The 17260-nt window shown below is 64.5% G+C and carries 18 protein-coding genes; all 18 read right to left on the reverse strand.

Annotated elements, in window-relative coordinates:
- Window positions 1–373 precede the first annotated feature (373 nt).
- Window positions 374–820, reverse strand: a complete 447-nt coding sequence (locus BT116_RS03130) for an excinuclease (RefSeq protein ID WP_072339964.1) — start codon at window positions 818–820, stop codon at window positions 374–376.
- Window positions 821–862: 42 nt separating this feature from the next.
- Window positions 863–2089 (reverse strand): beta-ketoacyl-ACP synthase, encoded by a 1227-nt coding sequence (locus tag BT116_RS03135; RefSeq protein ID WP_072339967.1) that lies wholly within the window; start codon window positions 2087–2089, stop codon window positions 863–865.
- Window positions 2089–2817, reverse strand: coding sequence for a 3-oxoacyl-ACP reductase FabG (fabG, locus tag BT116_RS03140; protein ID WP_072339969.1), 729 nt, complete (start codon window positions 2815–2817; stop codon window positions 2089–2091). Before fabG ends, BT116_RS03135 begins: the two co-directional genes overlap by 1 nt.
- The gene (locus BT116_RS03145) at window positions 2814–3281 is read right to left on the reverse strand and encodes a hotdog family protein (RefSeq protein ID WP_072339971.1); all 468 of its coding nucleotides are present in this window, start codon (window positions 3279–3281) and stop codon (window positions 2814–2816) included. Before BT116_RS03145 ends, fabG begins: the two co-directional genes overlap by 4 nt.
- Window positions 3278–4474: a beta-ketoacyl-[acyl-carrier-protein] synthase family protein gene (locus BT116_RS03150; protein WP_072339973.1), complete on the reverse strand. Its 1197-nt coding sequence runs from the start codon at window positions 4472–4474 to the stop codon at window positions 3278–3280. Before BT116_RS03150 ends, BT116_RS03145 begins: the two co-directional genes overlap by 4 nt.
- Window positions 4471–4953 (reverse strand): DUF3261 domain-containing protein, encoded by a 483-nt coding sequence (locus BT116_RS03155; protein WP_072339975.1) that lies wholly within the window; start codon window positions 4951–4953, stop codon window positions 4471–4473. Before BT116_RS03155 ends, BT116_RS03150 begins: the two co-directional genes overlap by 4 nt.
- Window positions 4950–5678, reverse strand: coding sequence for a class I SAM-dependent methyltransferase (locus BT116_RS03160; protein WP_072339977.1), 729 nt, complete (start codon window positions 5676–5678; stop codon window positions 4950–4952). The genes BT116_RS03155 and BT116_RS03160 overlap by 4 nt, the downstream gene beginning before the upstream one ends.
- 10 nt (window positions 5679–5688) lie before the next feature.
- Complete coding sequence (locus BT116_RS03165) at window positions 5689–6936, reverse strand: NAD(P)/FAD-dependent oxidoreductase (RefSeq protein ID WP_072339979.1); 1248 nt, start codon at window positions 6934–6936, stop codon at window positions 5689–5691.
- On the reverse strand, window positions 6923–8080 hold the full coding sequence (locus tag BT116_RS03170) for a sodium:proton antiporter (RefSeq protein WP_072339981.1): 1158 nt from the start codon (window positions 8078–8080) through the stop codon (window positions 6923–6925). Before BT116_RS03170 ends, BT116_RS03165 begins: the two co-directional genes overlap by 14 nt.
- Window positions 8077–10416, reverse strand: a complete 2340-nt coding sequence (locus tag BT116_RS03175; RefSeq protein WP_072339983.1) for an MMPL family transporter — start codon at window positions 10414–10416, stop codon at window positions 8077–8079. Before BT116_RS03175 ends, BT116_RS03170 begins: the two co-directional genes overlap by 4 nt.
- Window positions 10400–10993 (reverse strand): outer membrane lipoprotein carrier protein LolA, encoded by a 594-nt coding sequence (locus tag BT116_RS03180; protein ID WP_072339985.1) that lies wholly within the window; start codon window positions 10991–10993, stop codon window positions 10400–10402. Before BT116_RS03180 ends, BT116_RS03175 begins: the two co-directional genes overlap by 17 nt.
- The gene (locus BT116_RS03185; protein ID WP_072339987.1) at window positions 10990–11415 is read right to left on the reverse strand and encodes an acyl-CoA thioesterase; all 426 of its coding nucleotides are present in this window, start codon (window positions 11413–11415) and stop codon (window positions 10990–10992) included. The genes BT116_RS03180 and BT116_RS03185 overlap by 4 nt, the downstream gene beginning before the upstream one ends.
- Entirely contained in the window at window positions 11408–12952 is a 1545-nt protein-coding gene (gene hutH / locus BT116_RS03190; RefSeq protein ID WP_063323269.1) for an HAL/PAL/TAL family ammonia-lyase, read from the reverse strand. Before hutH ends, BT116_RS03185 begins: the two co-directional genes overlap by 8 nt.
- A complete protein-coding gene (locus BT116_RS03195; RefSeq protein ID WP_072339989.1) occupies window positions 12933–13877 on the reverse strand; it encodes an LpxL/LpxP family acyltransferase in 945 nt (314 codons plus the stop codon). The genes hutH and BT116_RS03195 overlap by 20 nt, the downstream gene beginning before the upstream one ends.
- Complete coding sequence (locus tag BT116_RS03200) at window positions 13874–14608, reverse strand: glycosyltransferase family 2 protein (RefSeq protein WP_072339991.1); 735 nt, start codon at window positions 14606–14608, stop codon at window positions 13874–13876. Before BT116_RS03200 ends, BT116_RS03195 begins: the two co-directional genes overlap by 4 nt.
- Window positions 14609–14775: 167 nt before the next feature.
- Window positions 14776–16464 (reverse strand): acyl-CoA synthetase family protein, encoded by a 1689-nt coding sequence (locus tag BT116_RS03205; protein ID WP_072339993.1) that lies wholly within the window; start codon window positions 16462–16464, stop codon window positions 14776–14778.
- On the reverse strand, window positions 16461–17006 hold the full coding sequence (locus BT116_RS03210) for a COG4648 family protein (RefSeq protein ID WP_063323265.1): 546 nt from the start codon (window positions 17004–17006) through the stop codon (window positions 16461–16463). Before BT116_RS03210 ends, BT116_RS03205 begins: the two co-directional genes overlap by 4 nt.
- Entirely contained in the window at window positions 17003–17257 is a 255-nt protein-coding gene (locus BT116_RS03215; protein ID WP_003197040.1) for an acyl carrier protein, read from the reverse strand. The genes BT116_RS03210 and BT116_RS03215 overlap by 4 nt, the downstream gene beginning before the upstream one ends.
- Window positions 17258–17260 lie beyond the last annotated feature (3 nt).

Genomic DNA, 17260 nt, shown 5'->3' on the forward strand with positions numbered 1-17260 from the left:
CGCTTGAGGGCTGCTCGATCATTCTTGACGGTATCAATGGTTTGCAGGTCAGAGCGATAAACAACTATTTCGGCCTTGGCGACATCAATGCCAACAACCGTTGGCGAGGTAAGGATTGTCATGACGAATCCTCGGAGCTAGGGTTTAGGTGCTTGTCGGGGTCTACCTTTGCGCTGGCTTGCCTCTATCGTCGGTCTTACCGATGAATTCCTTATTGGCGCTTTGGGTAGAAAGGGCGGGACGAGAAGTCTCCCACGGTCCGTACTGGCTAGAGTCGGAATCGAGCTTTTAGTCCCGCCCACCCCTTCAAGTCTAAACATACAAGCGAGCTTGCTCGCGATTGCGGTGGATCGGTGCCACAGCCGTACCGGGCTTATTGCACCTTCGCCAAATCTCCCTTCAACGCAACGCCCGCCATGATCGCGCCGGCGTGGCATTCATAGGTGGTCGGGTCCTTGCGTTCGTTGCTCTTGTAGAAGCTGACAATGTTGGTGACGGCGTTGGCGCCGGCGTTCTTGGCGGCCTGGTGCAGGCTGATCAAGGCCGATTGCAGCACCCATTCACAGGCGACTTCATCGGACTTGTTGAACGCGTTGGTTTTCTTGTTGGTCACGGCCCCCGGGCTGACGACGGTGACGTTGCCGGCCGGTTTATTGCCGGCCAGGTAGAACTTCACGCTGCCGTCGATCTTGCCGGTGCGGATGGCTTCGGCCACGACTTTGTCGAACGGCAGGAACAGCGTGGTATCACGGGCCTGGCTGAGGCTTGGCAGGGTGCTGAGCAACAGGGCGGCGGTCACAGCGATTTTCTTCAATGACATCGTGGTCTCCTTGACGAGGGGCAACAGGGTTTTGAATCCGATTCAGTGCCAGCGGCGGAAAATCAGCGAGGTGTTGACCCCACCAAAGGCGAAATTGTTGTTCATCACGTATTCGTTGCTCATCGACCTGAACTCGTTACGCAGGTAATCGAGCTTGCCGCATTGGGGATCAACCTCATCGAGGTTGAAGGTGTGCACGTAGAGGTCGCGGTTCATCATTTCGATACTGAACCAAGACTCCAGCGCCCCACAGGCACCCAGGGTGTGGCCAAGGAAACTCTTTTGTGAGCTGATGGGCATGTGTTCGCCAAACAGGCTGCTGGTGGCCAGGGTTTCGGCAATGTCGCCCTGTTCGGTGGCGGTGCCGTGGCCGTTGACGTAGCCAATAGCTGAGGGGCTGAGGCCTGCGTCTTCCAGGGCCAGTTCCATGGCCCGGCGCATGGTGACCAGTTCTGGGCGGGTGGCATGCTGGCCGTCGGCGTTGCTGCCAAAGCCGACAATTTCGGCATGGATCCGCGCACCGCGCGCCAGGGCATGTTCCAGTTCTTCGAGCACCAGCATGCCGGCGCCTTCGCCGATCACCAGGCCATCGCGGTCCTTGTCGTAGGGGCGCGGGCTGGTTTGCGGTGCTTCGTTTTTCAGGCTGGTGGCGTAGAGCGCATCGAACACCATCGCTTCGGTCGGGCACAGCTCTTCGGCGCCACCGGCGAGCATCAATGGCAGGCGCCCGAACTTGATCGCCTCGTAGGCATAGCCGATGCCATGGCTGCCGCTGGTGCAGGCGCTGGAGGTGGGGATCAGGCGCCCGGTCAGGCCGAAGAAGATGCTGATATTGGCCGCCGTGGTGTGGGGCATCATCCGCACGTAGGAGTTGGCGTTCAGCCCTTCGGCCACGCTGTTGAGGAGCATGTTGCCAAAGGCCTTGATCTCGTCGGTGCTGCCGGTGGACGAACCGCAAGACACGCCCATGCGCCCGTCCTTGATCGACTCGTCGCCCAGCAGGCCGGCGTCGGCCAGGGCCTGTTCCGCCGACGCGACCGCCAGGCGCGAAACCCGGCCCATGCTGCGCAGTTGCTTGCGGGTCCAGTGGGCCGGAACCTGGAAGTCGTCGATGGGACCGGCCAGGCGGGTGTTCAGTTCGGTGAAGCGATCCCATTCGTCCATGCGCCGGATGCCGCTGCGGTTGGCGGCGAAGTTGGCGGCGATGGTGTCCCAGTCGCTGCCGATGGAGGTGATGCCGGCCATGCCGGTGACGACGACGCGCTTCATCAGCACAAGCCTCCGTTGACGGCCAGGACCTGCCGGGTGATGTAGCCGGCTTCGGCAGACATCAGGAAATTCACCGCGCCGGCCACCTCTTCTGGAGTACCCATGCGCTGGGCGGGGATCATTTTCATCAGTTCTTCCACGGGCACGTTTTCATCGAGCATGGCGGTGTCGATCAGGCCAGGCGCGACGCAATTGACGGTGATCTTGCGCTTGCCCAGCTCGATTGCCAACGCCTTGGCCGCGCCGATCAAACCGGCCTTCGAGGCGCTGTAGTTGACCTGGCCGCGATTGCCGATCAGTCCGGAGACCGAGGTGATGCAGACAATCCGTCCGGCGGCGCGACGACGGATCATCGGCATCATCACCGGATGCAGCACGTTATAGAAACCGTCGAGGTTGGTGCGCATCACCACATCCCAGTCGTCTTCGCTAAGGGCTGGGAAGGCACCATCACGGGTCAGGCCGGCGTTGAGCACCACACCGTAATAGGCGCCGTGGGTTTCGACATCGGCTTCGAGAATGGCCTTGCACGCGGCACGGTCGGCCACGTCGAATTGCAGCACCCTGGCGTTGCGGCCCAGGGTCTGGATTTGCGCCTGGACCGTCTCGGCCTCGGCGCGGCCGCTGCGGCAGTGCAGCACGATGTCGTGCCCGGCCTGGGCCAGGCGCAGGGCGATGGCGCGGCCGATGCCACGGCTGGAGCCGGTGACCAGTACGGATTCAGTCATGACGGGTTTCCTGTTGCGGACGGTTCATGAAGGTAATGGGCGGCCTGGGGCGGACGGAATACGTTGAGCCGGGCCGTGGCATGGATGCCGGGGGCGTGGATGTGGCATTCGAACACGCCCATGCCGTTGTCGTCTTCCAGGGAGCGCACGCCGTGGATGGTCAGCTCGGCGCCGACGGGAAAACACTCGACATTGCATTCGAACTTGCGGGTGCCGAGCAAAAAGCCCAACTCCACGGCATCGCCGCGTTGGCGTGCATGGCAACCGGCAAAGGCCGCGACGCTTTGGGCCATCAGCTCGATGCCGACCCAGGCCGGCAGCGTGCCATCGTCGCGGCTGAACAAACCGCCGGGCTTGACGGTGGCGTGGGTATGGATCTGTTCGTCATCGAACGACAGGATCCGGTCGATGAGGATCATGTCGCCGGCATGGGGCAGCAGTTCGGCGAGCGGCCAGTCAATCATGGGGCGTCTCCGATAATCAGGCTGACGTTGTTGCCGCCGAATGCAAATGAATTGCTCATCAGGCGGCGCGGGGTGGCCGGGCTCAGGTGGGTGCCGGCGGTGACCCAGTCCAGCGCCGGCAGGGCCGGATCGGCCTGGCCGTCCCAGACATGCGGCGGCAGGGCCAGGACGGTATTCTCCGAGCTCAGGGTCAACCAGCAGAACGCCGCTTCCAGCGCCCCGGCCGCGCCGAGGGTATGGCCGGTCATGGGCTTGGTGGACGAGCATGGCACGCCCGCCGGAAACAGCCCGGCCACCGCCTGGCTTTCCATGGCGTCATTGTGCTGCGTGGCGGTGCCGTGCAGGTTCAGGTAGTCGATCTGGCTGGCCTCGAGGCCGGCGCAACGCAGGGCTTTTTCCATGGCCTGGCGGGCGCCGCGACCGCTGGGTTCAGGTGCGGAAATATGGTGGGCGTCGGAACTGGCGCCGTCGCCGAGCAAGGCAATCGGTGTCCCGTCGCCTGGCGTCTTGCTCATGAGAAACAGCACGGCTGCTTCGCCAATGTTGATGCCGCTGCGGTTCACCGAAAACGGATTGCAGCGTTCGTTCGACACCGCTTCCAGGGCCGAAAAACCGTTGAGGGTCAGTTTGCACAGGCTGTCCACGCCACCGCACAGCACGGCATCGCACAGGCCCAGGTCCAGCAGGCGCCGGGCGCTCATCAAGGCGCGGGCGCTGGAGGTGCAGGCCGTGGAAATCACGTAGGACGGGCCGCTCAGGCCGAGCCAGTCGGAAAGAAAGTTGGCCGGCGCGCTGAGTTCCTGTTGCTGGTAGTCGTAGCCGTCGGGGAAGTGTTGCTCGCGCAGGTAATGGGCAATGCCCTGGCTGGCCTCATCGATCCCCGACGTGCTGGTGCCCAACACGATGCCGATGCGGGCGCGACCGTAGGCCTGGATGGCCTGGTCGATCTCGGCGCGAATCTGCAGCCCGGCTTCCAACAGCAGTTGGTTGTTGCGGCTGCGGTGCGCCAACAGGGTTGGGGGGATGGGGGCGAGTTCACCCGGCACCGCGGCAACCGGCAACGCCCGTTCGGCGACCCAGCCGTCCTTGATGCGCACGCCCGAGCAGTCGCCGGCAAACAGGTTGCGCGCGACGCTGGGCTTGTCGCGGCCCAGGGCACAGATCACCCCGAGGGCATTCAAATAGGCGGTCATGGGGCGTTCTCGGTCAACGGTGTGATGCGGTAGCGGGGGCCTTGGGGCAGGCTCATTTCAAAATCCAGCGGCTGCGTGTAGCGCACCTGCCAGCGACTATCGAGGGTCCGTTGCGACGCCTGTTGCCGGGCGGCCGGGTAGTTGTCGGGCAGTTCGGCTTCGGGGGTCAGGGCGAACAATAGCGCGGCGAACAACTCCCGGGCCTCGGCATTGGGCGGCAGCAGACCGTCGGCCTGCCACTGACCTGCGACCAGGCGCTGGCGGGCCACGGGAATGCCCAGCGGGTCCATCATCGACCAACGGATGCCGGCGCCTTCGCGCTGGATCACCAGCAACCAGTCCTGGCGTTGGCCGACCAGGGTCCGCTCGATGTGCAGTTGCATCGGCAAGGCCAGGGTTGGCGTGCGCTCGGGCAGCGGCGCATGGCTGGCGCAGGCACTGAGCAGCAACAGGCAGCCGATAAGCAGGGTGCGAATCATCCGATGGCCCCTTCGACGGGCTTGCGCGCCACCACATTGACCAGGGTTTCCTCTCGCTCGCCGAACGGTTTGGCCCGGCGCAGGCCAAAACGCTCCAGCAAGCCGAAGTCCTTGGCGCGGCTCCACCACAGGTACGGATAGGACACGTTGCGGGCTTCGAACTGGAAACCCTGCCCACGGATCATCTCCAGGTACTGCGCGGCACTTTTCTGCACGTGCATGGGATGGCGGAACAGCCAGCGGATCACCCAGGTATCGATGTAGGCCTCGGTGGATTCGGCGAACATCAGGTAGCCACCAGGCTTGAGTACGCGGTAGAACTCGGCGAGGGCTTTTTCCTGCTCCACCAGGTGATGGAAGGTCTGGTGGCAGAACAGCAGGTCGACGCTGGCATCCGGCACTGCCAATGTCGCGCAGTCGCTGCCGATCAGCTCCACGGTCATGCCCTGGTGCGCGGCCTCCTCCCGGCTCAGGTCCAGGCTGTGGGGGTCGGCATCCACGCCGATCAGGCGGTGTGGCGCGAACACCTGGCGCAGGTACTGGAACGATTTGCCCTGGCCGCAGCCGGCATCCAGCAGGACCGGGTTGCTCGGCAGCGGGGTGCTGAACAGGCTGCGCAGGTCGTTGATCGCCACGCGCAACACATGGTGCTGCCAGGTATGGCTGCGCAGGAACCAGAAACCGAAGCGGGTTTCTTCGACGTAGTTGTCGCTCAAGTAGCTCATGGTTGCTGACTCATGGCGCCGGGCTCGCGCAGATTTCCGAGAGCATGCGCAGGCGCCGCTTGGGTTCGCTGACGAACGGGTTGCGCTGATCCCAGGCATAGCCGGCCAGGATCGAGCTGATCATGCGGCGGATGTCGTCCGAGCCTTCGGTGTAGAAAATCACGTCCTGGAAGGTGCCGGCGTACCAGCCCTCGACATAGCAGCGGAAGGTGTCGACGCCGCGCTTGAGCGGCTCGGCGAACTCGCTTTGCCAATCCACGCTTTCACCTTGCAACTGACGGTGGAGCACGTCGGCGGCCATGCTCGCCGAACGCATGGCAATGGTCACGCCGGAGGAGAACACCGGGTCGAGGAATTCCGCGGCGTTGCCCAGCAGGGCGAAGCCTGGGCCGTGCAGAGTCTTGACGTTGGCCGAGTAGCCGCCAATGGTCCGCGCCGGGGTGTCCCACACGGCGTTCTGCAGCACGCCGGCCAGGCTTGGGGTTTCATCGATGAAACCGCGCAGGCAGGCATCGAGATCGTCGGTGCGGCCGGCGAAATGTTCCGCCGCCGCGACCACGCCCACCGAGCAGCGCCCGCCGCTGAACGGAATGGTCCAGAACCACACGTCGCGTTTGCTCGGGTGGGTGGTGATCAGAATCTTTTCTCGATCGAACGCCGGGGCGTCGATGCGATCCTCGATGTGCGTGAACACCGCCTGGCGCAGCGGGAAATTCGACGGGGCTTCGAGGTCCAGCAGGCGCGGCAGGACTCGGCCATAGCCGCTGGCATCGAGCACGAAGTCGGCCTCGACACAGTACTCGCTGCCATCTTCGCGCTGCACGCCCAGTTGTGGTTTGGCGAGGCTGAAGTCGGCGCTGGTGATCGCTTGGCCGTAGCGGATCTCCACGCCTTGCAGGGCGGCCTGGTCGGCCAGCAACTTGTCGAAGTCGGCGCGTTGTACCTGGAAGGTCGTGGGCTTGCCGTTGCTGAAGGTATCGCCGAAATCGAAGGCGCTGTAGCGCTCGCCCCAGGCAAACGCGGCGCCGTTCTTGCGCTGGAACCCGGCGGCATTCACCGCGTCGAGCATGCCGGCCTCTTCGACGAAATCCAGGCAATGGGATAACAGGCTCTCACCGATGGAGAACCGAGGGAAATGCTGGCGCTCGATGACCAGCACCTCATGGCCCTTGCGCTTGAGCAGCGCGGCGGCGATGGCGCCGGAGGGGCCTGCGCCAATGATGACGACCTGTCGACGTTCCATTTCAACTGTTGGCACTAGAGCTCCTGGCCGGGACGGCAATCGAGGGAATACGGTGCAAACCGGTCACGGCCGGCAGCAATGTGGCGATCAGCCCCATCAGCATCAGTGTGAAATACAACGCGGGGCTGATGAGCTGTTGTTGCAAGAGCAGGTTGAGGAACACGATTTCACTCAAGCCGCGAATGTTCAGCAGGATACTTTCGCGCCAGCGACTGGCGCCGGCGAATGACGCGGCGGCCCAACCCAGGCCCAGCCAGTTGCCCAATAGTTTGCTGGCAATGGGCAACAGCAGCAACGTCGTCAATTGCACCCAGTCGAGGCTGCTCATGGCGCTGTGGACGTCGATCTGCACAATGCCGAACGTGAGAATCAGCGGGATCGCCAGGTACGTCTGCAAACCCTGCATCCAGGCGATATTGAACGGCAGCCTCAAGGGCACTTTGAGCGCGGCCATGCACAGCAGATAGCCGATGCCGACGATCAGTGCATTGAGCCGGTAGTGTTCGGCCACCACCAGCAGGGCAAAAAACACGCCGCTGTACAGCAACGGCTGGCGCAGGCCAACCAGGCGCAACAGCAGCGGCACGCAGGCGCCGGCCAACGGCAACAGCAGGCTGCCCAAGTGGAGACTGCCCTGGGCCAGGCCGAACAGGCTCCAGCAGGCCAGGTCGATCAGGATCGCCGTTTGCACCAGTCGCCGAGTGGCGGCGGGTGGGTAATCGATGTGACGCAGATACAGATACAGCACAGGGATCGCTGTGATCGCAAACAGCAGTCCCACCGCCAGGGCGCTGATCCAGGGCTGGGGCGGCAGCAACCAGAACGCTGTCGCCAGACCGCAGGCGAACGGAACGACGAAGCTTGGCAGGGCGATTTTCACGCTCTGGCGGTCCAGGCGCAGGTCGATCACGTCGCTGAGGATATGCCCCAGCAACAGCGCGAACGCGAGGCTGTAGAGGTTCTTCAGCCACACCGGCGACACCAGTTGTGCGCCGCTGAGCTGCCAGCCCGGCTCGATCCAGAAATACATCAGCAGCGGCAGGCCGAAGGTCGCCAGCAACAACTGGCTGACAATCGGGATCAACCCGAAGCGAGCGCCCAGGCGTGTGGCCACTGCGAACAGCCCCAGAGCCATGAGCCAGAACAGCAGGGTCATCATCGGGCGGGCTCCGCGACCGTCGCCGCGTGGGCTTGTTGTCCGGCCCAGGGCGCCAACATGAAGCTGAAGGCCAGCCCCAGGCTCACCGCCAGGCCGAAGTTACTCACCGCCGGTGTGCTGGACAGCGCCAGCAGGCCGAACGACAGCCAGGTGGTGACCGCCGCCAGAAACGTGCCCAGCAGGCTCACGGCGGCACCGCCGATCTGCTCGCGCATCAGGATCGCGTAGTCGACACCGATGGCCGTCACCAGCAACAGGCCGAACAGGCTGAACAAGGTCAGTGGCTGCCCCAGCCAGCCGAGGCTCGCCAGGCTGCACAGCGCAGCCAGCAGCGGCAGTGCCACGATGCGCAAGGCGCCGCCGACGCCAAACGGCCAGATCAGCACCAGCACAATCAGCACGCAGGAGGCCAGTTTCAACTCGGCGGCGCTGACCTGCGTGGCGGCGAAGACCCGGTTCAGGTCGCCCAGGCGATCCACCAGTTGTACGCCTGGCAGATCCACCGCCTGTATCCGCAGCAGCGCCGCATCGTTCAAACCTTGCAAGCTGACCACCGCCGCGACGCCTTGCGCTGTTGGTCCGAGCCAGAGTGTGCGATACGGCTCGGCCAGCGGACCTGCCAGTGCGGCGTCAATGTCGGTCACCGGCAAGGCCTGTAATTGCGCCAGTTCCGCTTGCAGCGCAGCGACCGGGACGCCCAGGTCCAGTAGCGGTTGCCAGAAGGCTGGCAAACGCCCCAGGGCCTCACGCACTTTCTGTTGTTCGGCGGGTGGGCTGACCAGTTGGTTCAGCGACAGGTAGCCCTGGAGCTTTTCCAGGCCGATCAACTGATCCAGCCGCTCGTTGAGGGCGGTCTGGCGCTCCAGCAGTTGGGATTGATCGTCGGCGCGGATCAGGAAGAACTGGCTGGTGGGCTGGAAACCGGTGATGCGCGCGATGTCGCGGGCTTCGTCGGTCAGGTGCTGGGGCGTGCCGATCCACTGGCGGATATCGTTTTTCGTGGTCAGGTGCCAGAGCCCACCCGCGCAGAACGTCAGCAACAACATCAGCAGGACCGGCGTGCGTACCCGTTTCAGCAAGGCTTCGCGGGCCTTGAGCAGGTATTGGCAGACCTGGAGCGGCCATTGGGCGGGACGCAACTCTGCGCCCTTGAGCAGCGCCGGTAGCAGGCAGACGGCGCTCAGGTAAGCGCCGACCAGGCCAGCGGCGGAAAATATCGCAATCTGGGTCAGGGCCGGAAAGGGCGTCCAGGCCAGGGCCAGGTAACCGATGCAGGTAGTCACAAGGCTCAGGCTCAGCCCCGGCAGGGTCAGGCGCAACGCCGGCCAACTGCGCCATGGCTTCAGGCTCCAACTCTTGGACAGGTAGTGCAGCGGGTAATCCACGGCCACGCCAATCAGGCTGGAACCCAGGACCAGGGTCATGACATGCATGCGGCCAAACAAGGCCACGCAGGCCACCGCGCCGAACAGCACGCCCACCAGCACCGGCACGAACGCCAGCCATACTCGCAGGCGCCGGAAGGCCAGCAACAGCAACAGCAAGATGCCGACAGTCGCGCCACCGCCGACCCAGGTGATTTCCCGCGACGCCTGTTGCTGGCCGCTGGCGGCGTACAGCAGGCCGCTCGCCGCCAGCAGTTGACCTTGGGCCTGGCTCGCCTGGTCGCGGCTGAGCTGCAGGAGCTCGGCCACTTGCAGCGGCAGGTTCATGTCGAAGGCATTGCCCTGGGCGCGGGCCCGCAGCATCACCCAGCTTTTACCGTCGGCATCGGCGACCAACGCACCGCTGCCGATGTCGAACTTTATCGCGCCGCGTTGTGGCTGGCTGTTCTGGATGCGTCCGGTCAGGCCCAGCCAGTCGTCCTGGTTCGGCACCAGGCTGAAGCCGCTGAACGGGTCGAACAGGGCCTGCACCCGTTGCTGGATGAACGCCTGGGGCTGCTCGATCAATTGCTGCCGGTCCGCCGCCGAGAGCATCGCCAGCCGCCCGTTGAGCAATTGCGTACGCAGCGCCGGCAAGTCGGCCTGCAACGTCCACTGCACCTTGTCGAACAGACCGCTGGCCTGCCATTGCTCGCCGAGGGTTTGCGCCAGGGCGATGGCCTGCTGGCGATCGGTGTGGCCGACCAGTACCAGCATCTCGCGATTGAGCGGCTCCTGCATGCGTTGTTCGGCGATCAGCTCCAGGGCATCGGGCGACGTGCCCGGCACCAGTTCCATGAGATTGGCCGACAGCGGTGCGCCGTTGCGCCACTGCCAGCCGGCGAGCGCCAGCACTGCCAGCAGCAGGATCAGGAACAGCCGGGGCAGCATCCGTTCACTCGGCAAAATCATGTTGCTCCGTTTCGCTCAAGGGTTGTGCGCTGTTGCTGTCCTGCATGCGCAGCACGGTACTGTCGCCTTGGGTTTCCAGCAGTTCGATGCGCTGCACCAGTTCGCCGCCGTCGATGTTGATCTGGTTGAAAACCTGTTTGAGCAGCACCGAGCGCGGGGTCAGGGTGAGCTTCCATTGTTGCGGCTCGCCCGACAGGCTCAGTTCGAAATCCCGTTGCAGGCCTGTGCTGTCTCCCTGCAATACCGCCAGGAACAAGCGGTTCTGCTCGGCGCCGGCGCTCTTGTTCGGCAGCATCTGCCAGGCATTGCCATCCCGCCGGGCGATGCCCTGGGCGGTGATGCGGTAGTCCTGTTGCAGAGGGGTTTGCAGCAGCCACAGCAGTCCATGGTTTTTCGCCAGCACGAAGCGTCCCTTGCTGGTGAGGGGCTGGGGCAGGGCGCGCAGATGTTTTTCCTGGATAAACTGCCCGTGGATCACTTCCGGGCGGGCCAGTTGGTCGCTCAACTGTTGCAAGTCGAACGCCTGGGCCAGGGGGGCCAGGCAGCACAGCAACAGCCAGACTGACAGGCGCTTCATGGCAGTTTCCTTTTCACGGCTTCGACAAAGACCCGGGGCGAGGCCAGCAGCATTTCGCGACTGGCGAGGTCCACGGCCACTTGCACCGAGCTGGCACGGGTCAAGCGGTCGCCGGTGGTTGCGTCGCTGATCAGGTAATTGATCTTCAGCCGGTTTTCCCACTCCACCAGACTGGCACGCACGGTCAGGGCCTGGCCGAATACAGCGCTGCGCACATAGCGCAGTTGCAGGTCGATGATCGGCCATGCGTGGCCGGATTCGAGCATGTCGTTGTAGTTGTGGCCGATCAGGTCGAGCAAGGCGCAGCGGGCCACTTCCAGATATTTGATGTAGTGGCCGTGCCAGACCACGTTCATCGAATCGACATCGAAGAACGGCACCACGATGTGTGTGTCGACGTGCAAAACACCTTGGCTACGCATGCAGCCTCCAGTGTTGCTCGGCGATGCGTTGCAAACACAGGCGCAGTTCGCCTTCCAGGGCGCGGTCTTCGATGACCGGGGCGAAATCCTCGGCCAGTTGCTCGTGCATGGCGGCCAGGGCCGGCGGCAGTGGGCGAGCGTCTTCGGCGCGGCTGCGCAGCCATACGCCCTGGTTGGCGGCCAGCAAGGTCGCCGCGGCGACTTGTTCGGTCAGCTCCAGCACGCGGATGGCATCCCGGGCGGCGATGGTGCCCATGCTCACCTTGTCCTGGTTGTGGCACTCGGTGGAGCGCGAGAACACACTGGCCGGCATGGTGTTTTTCAGGGCTTCGGCGGTCCAGGCGCTGGTGCCGATCTGCACGGCCTTGAAGCCATGGTTGAGCATCGCCCGGTCGGCACTGGCGCCGGACAGGTTGCTCGGCAGGCCATGGTTGTAACGCTCGTCCACCAGCAGCGCGAGCTGGCGATCCAGCAAGTCGGCGACGTTGGCCACCAGGTTCTTCAGGCTGTCCATGGCGAAGGCGATATGCCCGCCGTAGAAATGCCCGCCGTGCAGTACGCGCTCGGCTTCGGCGTCGATGATCGGGTTGTCGTTGGCACTGTTGAGTTCGGTTTCGATGAACGCGCGCAGCCAGCCCAGGCTGTCGGCCAATACCCCAAGCACGTGGGGCGCGCAGCGCAGGGAGTAGCGATCCTGGAGGCGATGCAACGGCGCGGTTGGCGCGTCGATGGCCAGGTCCTTGCGCAGCCACGCGGCGACTTGCATCTGTCCCGGGTGCGGCTTGGCGGCGAACAGGCGCTCGTCGAAATGTTCCGGGTTGCCCTGCAGGGCGACGACGTTCAGCGCAGTGATGCGGGTTGCCAGTTGCAACAGGTAATCGGCCCGGGCGAAGGCCAGGCAGGCCAGGCCGGTCATCACGGCGGTGCCGTTCATCAGCGCCAGGGCTTCCTTGGGCCGCAGCACCAGTGGGGTCCAGCCCAATTCGCGGTGCACATCAGCAGCCAATCGCCGTTCGCCACGGAACATCACTTCCCGTTCGCCGGACAGCGTGGCGGCGACGTAGGACAGCGGCGTCAGGTCGCCGCTGGCGCCCACCGAGCCTTCTTCCGGAATCAACGGCAGGATGTCGTGTTCGAGAAAGGCCTGCAGGCGTTCCAGCAGTTCCACCCGCACCCCGGACACGCCGTGGCACAGCGACTGCAGACGCGCCGCCAGCACCGCACGGGTGGCCTGGGCGTCGAGCAGCTTGCCCAGGCCGCAGCCGTGGAACGTATACAGGTGACGCGGCAAGGCCTCGACGTGGTGCAACGGCACGGCCACCACGCAGGAGTCGCCGTAACCGGTGGTCACGCCGTAGATAACGCCTTCCTTGTCCAGCAAGGAATCGAGGAATTGCGCACCCTTGGCGATGCGCTGGCGGAACGCCGGGTCATCCTGCAACTGCGTCGGTGCCTGACGGTTGGCCAGGGCCAGCACATCTTCGATGCGCAGGGGGCGTTCGCCGAAAGTTACCGGCTCAAGAGTGGGCATCGTCATCGGTCTTCCAGAAAGGGTAAAAGTTGAACCACTGTTGGGGGCCCTGGAGGCAGTACTGCGCCAGGCGCTCGGCATAGTGGCCGGCCCAATGGGCGATCACCTGCTCGCGGTCGTTGCGTTTCCACACCACGGCCTCGGCGAAAGGTTCGAGGGTGACGCGATAGCGCCCCTCGTGCTTGAGGCACATGAGCAGGTTGACCGGGCATTTCAGCAGGCCGGCCAGCAGCCAGGGGCCCTGGGGAAAAGCGGCCGGGTGGCCCATGAAGTCCACGGTCACGCTGCGCCCGCCGTGCAGCGGTACGCGGTCGCCGGCAATTGCCAGCCACTCGCCGCGCTCCAGGCGTTCGCTCAACTGCAACATGATCACCGGGTCCAGTTCGCTGACCTGGATCAGCCGCAGGTGCGTGGCACCGGCTTCGCCCAGCAAGCGGTTGAACTGCTCGGCGTGCTTGGTGTGCACCAGCACGTTCATGGTGACTTTCTCGCCCAGCTCGGCCAGGGCCCGGCACATTTCCAGGTTGCCCAGGTGAGCGCCCACCAGCATTTGTCCGCGGGTGTCGCGCAGATGATTGCGCAGTAGCGCCGGGTCGACGATTTCGATCTGGTCGATGCTCAGCTTGCCGTTCCAGACGTCGAGCTTGTCCAGCAAGGAGTCGGCAAACGCCATGAACTGGCCGAACACCCGCCAGTGGCTCGGGTGCAGCTCGGGACGTGCGCTCCAGTCGGCCAGGCGCTGCTGATATTGCCAGGCCGCCTGGCGCGCGCTACGGCCGAAAATGAAGAAGTACAGGACGATGCCGTACAGCACCGGAGTCAGCAAGCGCCGGCCTAGCACTTTGGCAGCGACTGCGGTGAGTTTCATCAACCAGAAACTGCCGCGCTCCTGGCGGTCGGCCCAATGTTGCTTGTCTTGCTGAAGGCTCATGCTCGCCACCGTCGCCAGAGAATCAGGGGAAAGCGCACAAGCATGCCGAAGAACAACCGGGTGTGCATGCTGGAAATCAGCACGTTGTCGTGGAACAGGCGAAAGTGCGAGACCCCGTCCTGGGGGTAATGGACCCGTGTGTGCAGCCAGCGCATCGGTTGATTGCGCCAGGCCAGGCGCACGAGGATGTCCGAATCGAAATCCATGCGCTTGCCGATATTGGCCGCGTCGATCAGCGCCAGGGTCGGTGTCAGGGGATAGACCCTAAAGCCGCACATGGAATCGCGGATTTGCAAGGACAGGCTGTTGATCCAGACCATCACGTGGGTCAGGTAGCGCGCGTACAGGCGACCTTTCGGCACACTGGCGTCGTAGCGCGGATAACCACAGATCACTGCGTCCGGGTGGGCACGGGATTGTTCGATGAAGGCTTTCACGTCGCCAAGATCGTGCTGCCCGTCGGCGTCCACCTGCAAGGCGTGGCTGAAACCCAGGCGCGAAGCCTCGCGCAGGCCAGTCATCACCGCGCCGCCCTTGCCCTCGTTGACGGCTAGCCGGACCAGATGAACCCCCTCACCCTCTGCCAGCCGGTCGAGCACGGCGGCACACGCCGGGCTGCTGGCGTCATCCACCAGCACGCAGGGCAATCCGTTGGCGAGCAACGCCTGGACCACCGCCGGGATGGCGGTTTCGTGGTTGTAGACCGGGATGACGGCGCAGGGGTTATGCATGGTTGGCACCTGCCACTGACTTACTGTGCATCGCTCCCCTGTGGCGAGGGGATTTATCCCCGCTGGGTTGCGCAGCGACCCCAAATTCTGTGCAGCGACACAGACTGATGGCGAGCGCTTCGCACTCGAGCGGGGATAAATCCCCTCGCCACAGGGAGGCGCGACGCTCACGTGAGCTGATCATCGCCGCCCCCCAATACAATCCGCCCACTGGAGCAGGCCGCCGTGTCATTGCGGTAGGCGAAGTACAGCTTGCCGCGCTCGCGGTCGAAGCGCAGGTGCAATTGGATGTCATCGCCGGGGCGCACCAGTTGCTGGAATTTCAGCACTTCCATGCCGACGAACCGAGGCGGCAGGTCCAGCAGTTGGCGCCCCAGGCCCAAGGCCCAATCGACCTGCACCACGCCCGGCAGTACCGGCGCGGTGGGGAAGTGGCCGCTGAAGTACGCCAGATCGGGCGGCACGACCAGTTGCAGGCTCCACTCACCGTCGGTTTCGACTTGCGCCAACACCTCGGGGGCTTTGGGGCGTGGCGCCATCAGCAGCGCCTCGACCTCGGCCTGGGGCAGCTTGCCCTGGGCGTTGAGCGGCAACTGCCGCAGCCAGCGCCAGCGCCGTGGCAGGGCGAGGGTTTCGCAATGTTCGCTCAGGTGCCGACGCAGGCCCTCGGTCACGGCGCGCCGACCCTGGTTGCGCAAGACGCCCAGCCCTGCATCGCTCAACACCAGCAGCGCGCCAAGGGAAGCGCGATTCTCCTGTACCACGCCCAGTCGCGCTTCGCTGACCCAGTCGTGGGTCACCAACGCGTGCTCCAGCATGGGCAGGGAGATGCGTTTCTCTTCGAGCTTGACGATACGGTCCAGTCGCCCGAGTAGCTCGAAACGGCCGTCTGCGGCGATCCGCGCCGCGTCGGCGGTGTGTTCCACATGCCCGGCCGGCAGATAGGGCGACGCGATCAGCAAGGCGCCGTCGTTGTCCTGGCTCAGCTCGACGCCGGCAAAGGGCTGCCACAATCCGCCACCCTGGCGCCAGGCAATGCCACCTGTTTCCGAGCTGCCGAAAATTTCCGTGGGCCATTGCCCCAGGCGCTGCTGCAAGCTTTGCGCTGCCTCGGGGGGCAAGGCGCCGCCAGAGGAAAACACCCGGCGCACGCTGCTCAGGGCTGGCCAATCGAGGTTATCGCCCATGCGCTTGAGCAGCGCCGGGCTGGCGACCCAGGCGAAGGCCGGTTGCTCACGGCTGGCACGTTGCAGGTCTTCCGGGAAGGCCAATTGCCGACGCACGAAGGTGCGCCCGGCGCACAGCGGCCACAGCACCCGGAACAGCAACCCGTAGATGTGCTGGGTGGCAACGCTGCCGATCATGCAGGCCGGGCCCAGGTCGGCGCCCCACAGGTGTTCCAGGGCATGGACCTCGTTGCTTAACTGGCGCAGGGTTTTCTCGATGCGCTTGGGCTCGCCGCTGGAGCCCGAGGTGCACAGGCTCAGCCAGCAGTGATCGAGGTCCAGTTCGGCGGCGTCCATCGGCGCTTGTTGCAGGTCGCCGGGATGTGTATCGCCGGGCTGGTCGGTCAGCCACAGGTCCACGTCCGCCGCCCAGCGCTGACGTGTCTGCGCTTGCAGGTCGGCGGGAAGCAGGACCCGGGCCCCGGCGCGCCAGGCACCAAGCAGGGCGACGGCCAGGTCGGCGGCATCTTCCAGGTGCACCGCCACATGCCGCGCCCCCCGGGCTTGCAGGCCGGCCGCCAGGCGCAACGCCGCGTCCCGCAGTTGCGAGTGATTCAGCGCCGGATCGACCGCAACGGTGCGTTCCGGCTGATTCTTGAGCAGCATCTGCTCAAGTGTTATCCAATTCATGGGCGGCCTCTTACCCGTTGTCGTATGAGCCATTCAATGGCAAACAGCAGCCCCATCAATCCGTAGGAAATCAGGCCGGTGTACAACATCCACCAGCTCAGCGGCGCCCAGAGGGTGAGGGCGGCGGCGAGCAAACCGTTACATAGGAAAAACACACTCCAGGCCACTGTGACCTGGCGCGTATACACCACCGCCTTGGCCGGCAACTGCGGTTCGCGCAGGCGGGCCAGGCGTTCGATCATTGGCGGGCCGTATTTCAGGCTCAGCACGAACAGCCCGAGCATGAACGCGCTGATCAGCACCGGGTACCAGCGCAGCAGGAGCGGACTGTCGAACAGCGCGAGCAATATGCAAAACACGATCGCCGTGGCCGCCATCCAGCGGCTGCCGGCCCCGCCTGTGCCAAGCAACGCCCGGGCCAGCCACAGGCTGCCCAGCAGCAGTCCGAACTGCCACGGGGCAAAGTGCTCCATGCCGAAATACACCGCAAAGGGGTAGAGCAGGCCCGCCAGCAGCAGGCCAAGGCCAATCAGCCGGGTCATGCGGCCGGTTGGACCAGTCGATAAACCGCCTCGACCACGTCATTGACGGTGCGCACCGACTTGAATTCTTCGGCGGCGATTTTCTTGCCGGTCTGCCGCTTGATATGGTCGATCAGGTCGACCGCATCGATGCTGTCGATTTCCAGGTCCTGGTACAGGTTCGATTCCAACGTCACACGCTCAGGGTCCAGCTCGAAAAGCTCGACCAGAGCATCGCGCAGGGTGTGGAAAATATCGTCACGAGTTTGCATGGT

This window comes from Pseudomonas sp. NFACC16-2 (genome assembly GCF_900119205.1).
Taxonomy (GTDB): Bacteria; Pseudomonadota; Gammaproteobacteria; order Pseudomonadales; family Pseudomonadaceae; genus Aquipseudomonas; species Aquipseudomonas fluorescens_Q.

What these genes read in the sequence shown, in the direction of transcription:
- BT116_RS03130 (WP_072339964.1), bottom strand. Translation starts at nt 820, where the DNA reads ATGTCATTGAAGAAAATCGCTGTGACCGCCGCCCTGTTGCTCAGCACC.
- BT116_RS03135 (WP_072339967.1), bottom strand. Translation starts at nt 2,089, where the DNA reads ATGAAGCGCGTCGTCGTCACCGGCATGGCCGGCATCACCTCCATCGGC.
- fabG (WP_072339969.1), bottom strand. Translation starts at nt 2,817, where the DNA reads ATGACTGAATCCGTACTGGTCACCGGCTCCAGCCGTGGCATCGGCCGC.
- BT116_RS03145 (WP_072339971.1), bottom strand. Translation starts at nt 3,281, where the DNA reads ATGATTGACTGGCCGCTCGCCGAACTGCTGCCCCATGCCGGCGACATG.
- BT116_RS03150 (WP_072339973.1), bottom strand. Translation starts at nt 4,474, where the DNA reads ATGACCGCCTATTTGAATGCCCTCGGGGTGATCTGTGCCCTGGGCCGC.
- BT116_RS03155 (WP_072339975.1), bottom strand. Translation starts at nt 4,953, where the DNA reads ATGATTCGCACCCTGCTTATCGGCTGCCTGTTGCTGCTCAGTGCCTGC.
- BT116_RS03160 (WP_072339977.1), bottom strand. Translation starts at nt 5,678, where the DNA reads ATGAGCTACTTGAGCGACAACTACGTCGAAGAAACCCGCTTCGGTTTC.
- BT116_RS03170 (WP_072339981.1), bottom strand. Translation starts at nt 8,080, where the DNA reads ATGATGACCCTGCTGTTCTGGCTCATGGCTCTGGGGCTGTTCGCAGTG.
- BT116_RS03175 (WP_072339983.1), bottom strand. Translation starts at nt 10,416, where the DNA reads ATGATTTTGCCGAGTGAACGGATGCTGCCCCGGCTGTTCCTGATCCTG.
- BT116_RS03180 (WP_072339985.1), bottom strand. Translation starts at nt 10,993, where the DNA reads ATGAAGCGCCTGTCAGTCTGGCTGTTGCTGTGCTGCCTGGCCCCCCTG.
- BT116_RS03185 (WP_072339987.1), bottom strand. Translation starts at nt 11,415, where the DNA reads ATGCGTAGCCAAGGTGTTTTGCACGTCGACACACACATCGTGGTGCCG.
- hutH (WP_063323269.1), bottom strand. Translation starts at nt 12,952, where the DNA reads ATGACGATGCCCACTCTTGAGCCGGTAACTTTCGGCGAACGCCCCCTG.
- BT116_RS03195 (WP_072339989.1), bottom strand. Translation starts at nt 13,877, where the DNA reads ATGAGCCTTCAGCAAGACAAGCAACATTGGGCCGACCGCCAGGAGCGC.
- BT116_RS03200 (WP_072339991.1), bottom strand. Translation starts at nt 14,608, where the DNA reads ATGCATAACCCCTGCGCCGTCATCCCGGTCTACAACCACGAAACCGCC.
- BT116_RS03205 (WP_072339993.1), bottom strand. Translation starts at nt 16,464, where the DNA reads ATGAATTGGATAACACTTGAGCAGATGCTGCTCAAGAATCAGCCGGAA.
- BT116_RS03210 (WP_063323265.1), bottom strand. Translation starts at nt 17,006, where the DNA reads ATGACCCGGCTGATTGGCCTTGGCCTGCTGCTGGCGGGCCTGCTCTAC.
- BT116_RS03215 (WP_003197040.1), bottom strand. Translation starts at nt 17,257, where the DNA reads ATGCAAACTCGTGACGATATTTTCCACACCCTGCGCGATGCTCTGGTC.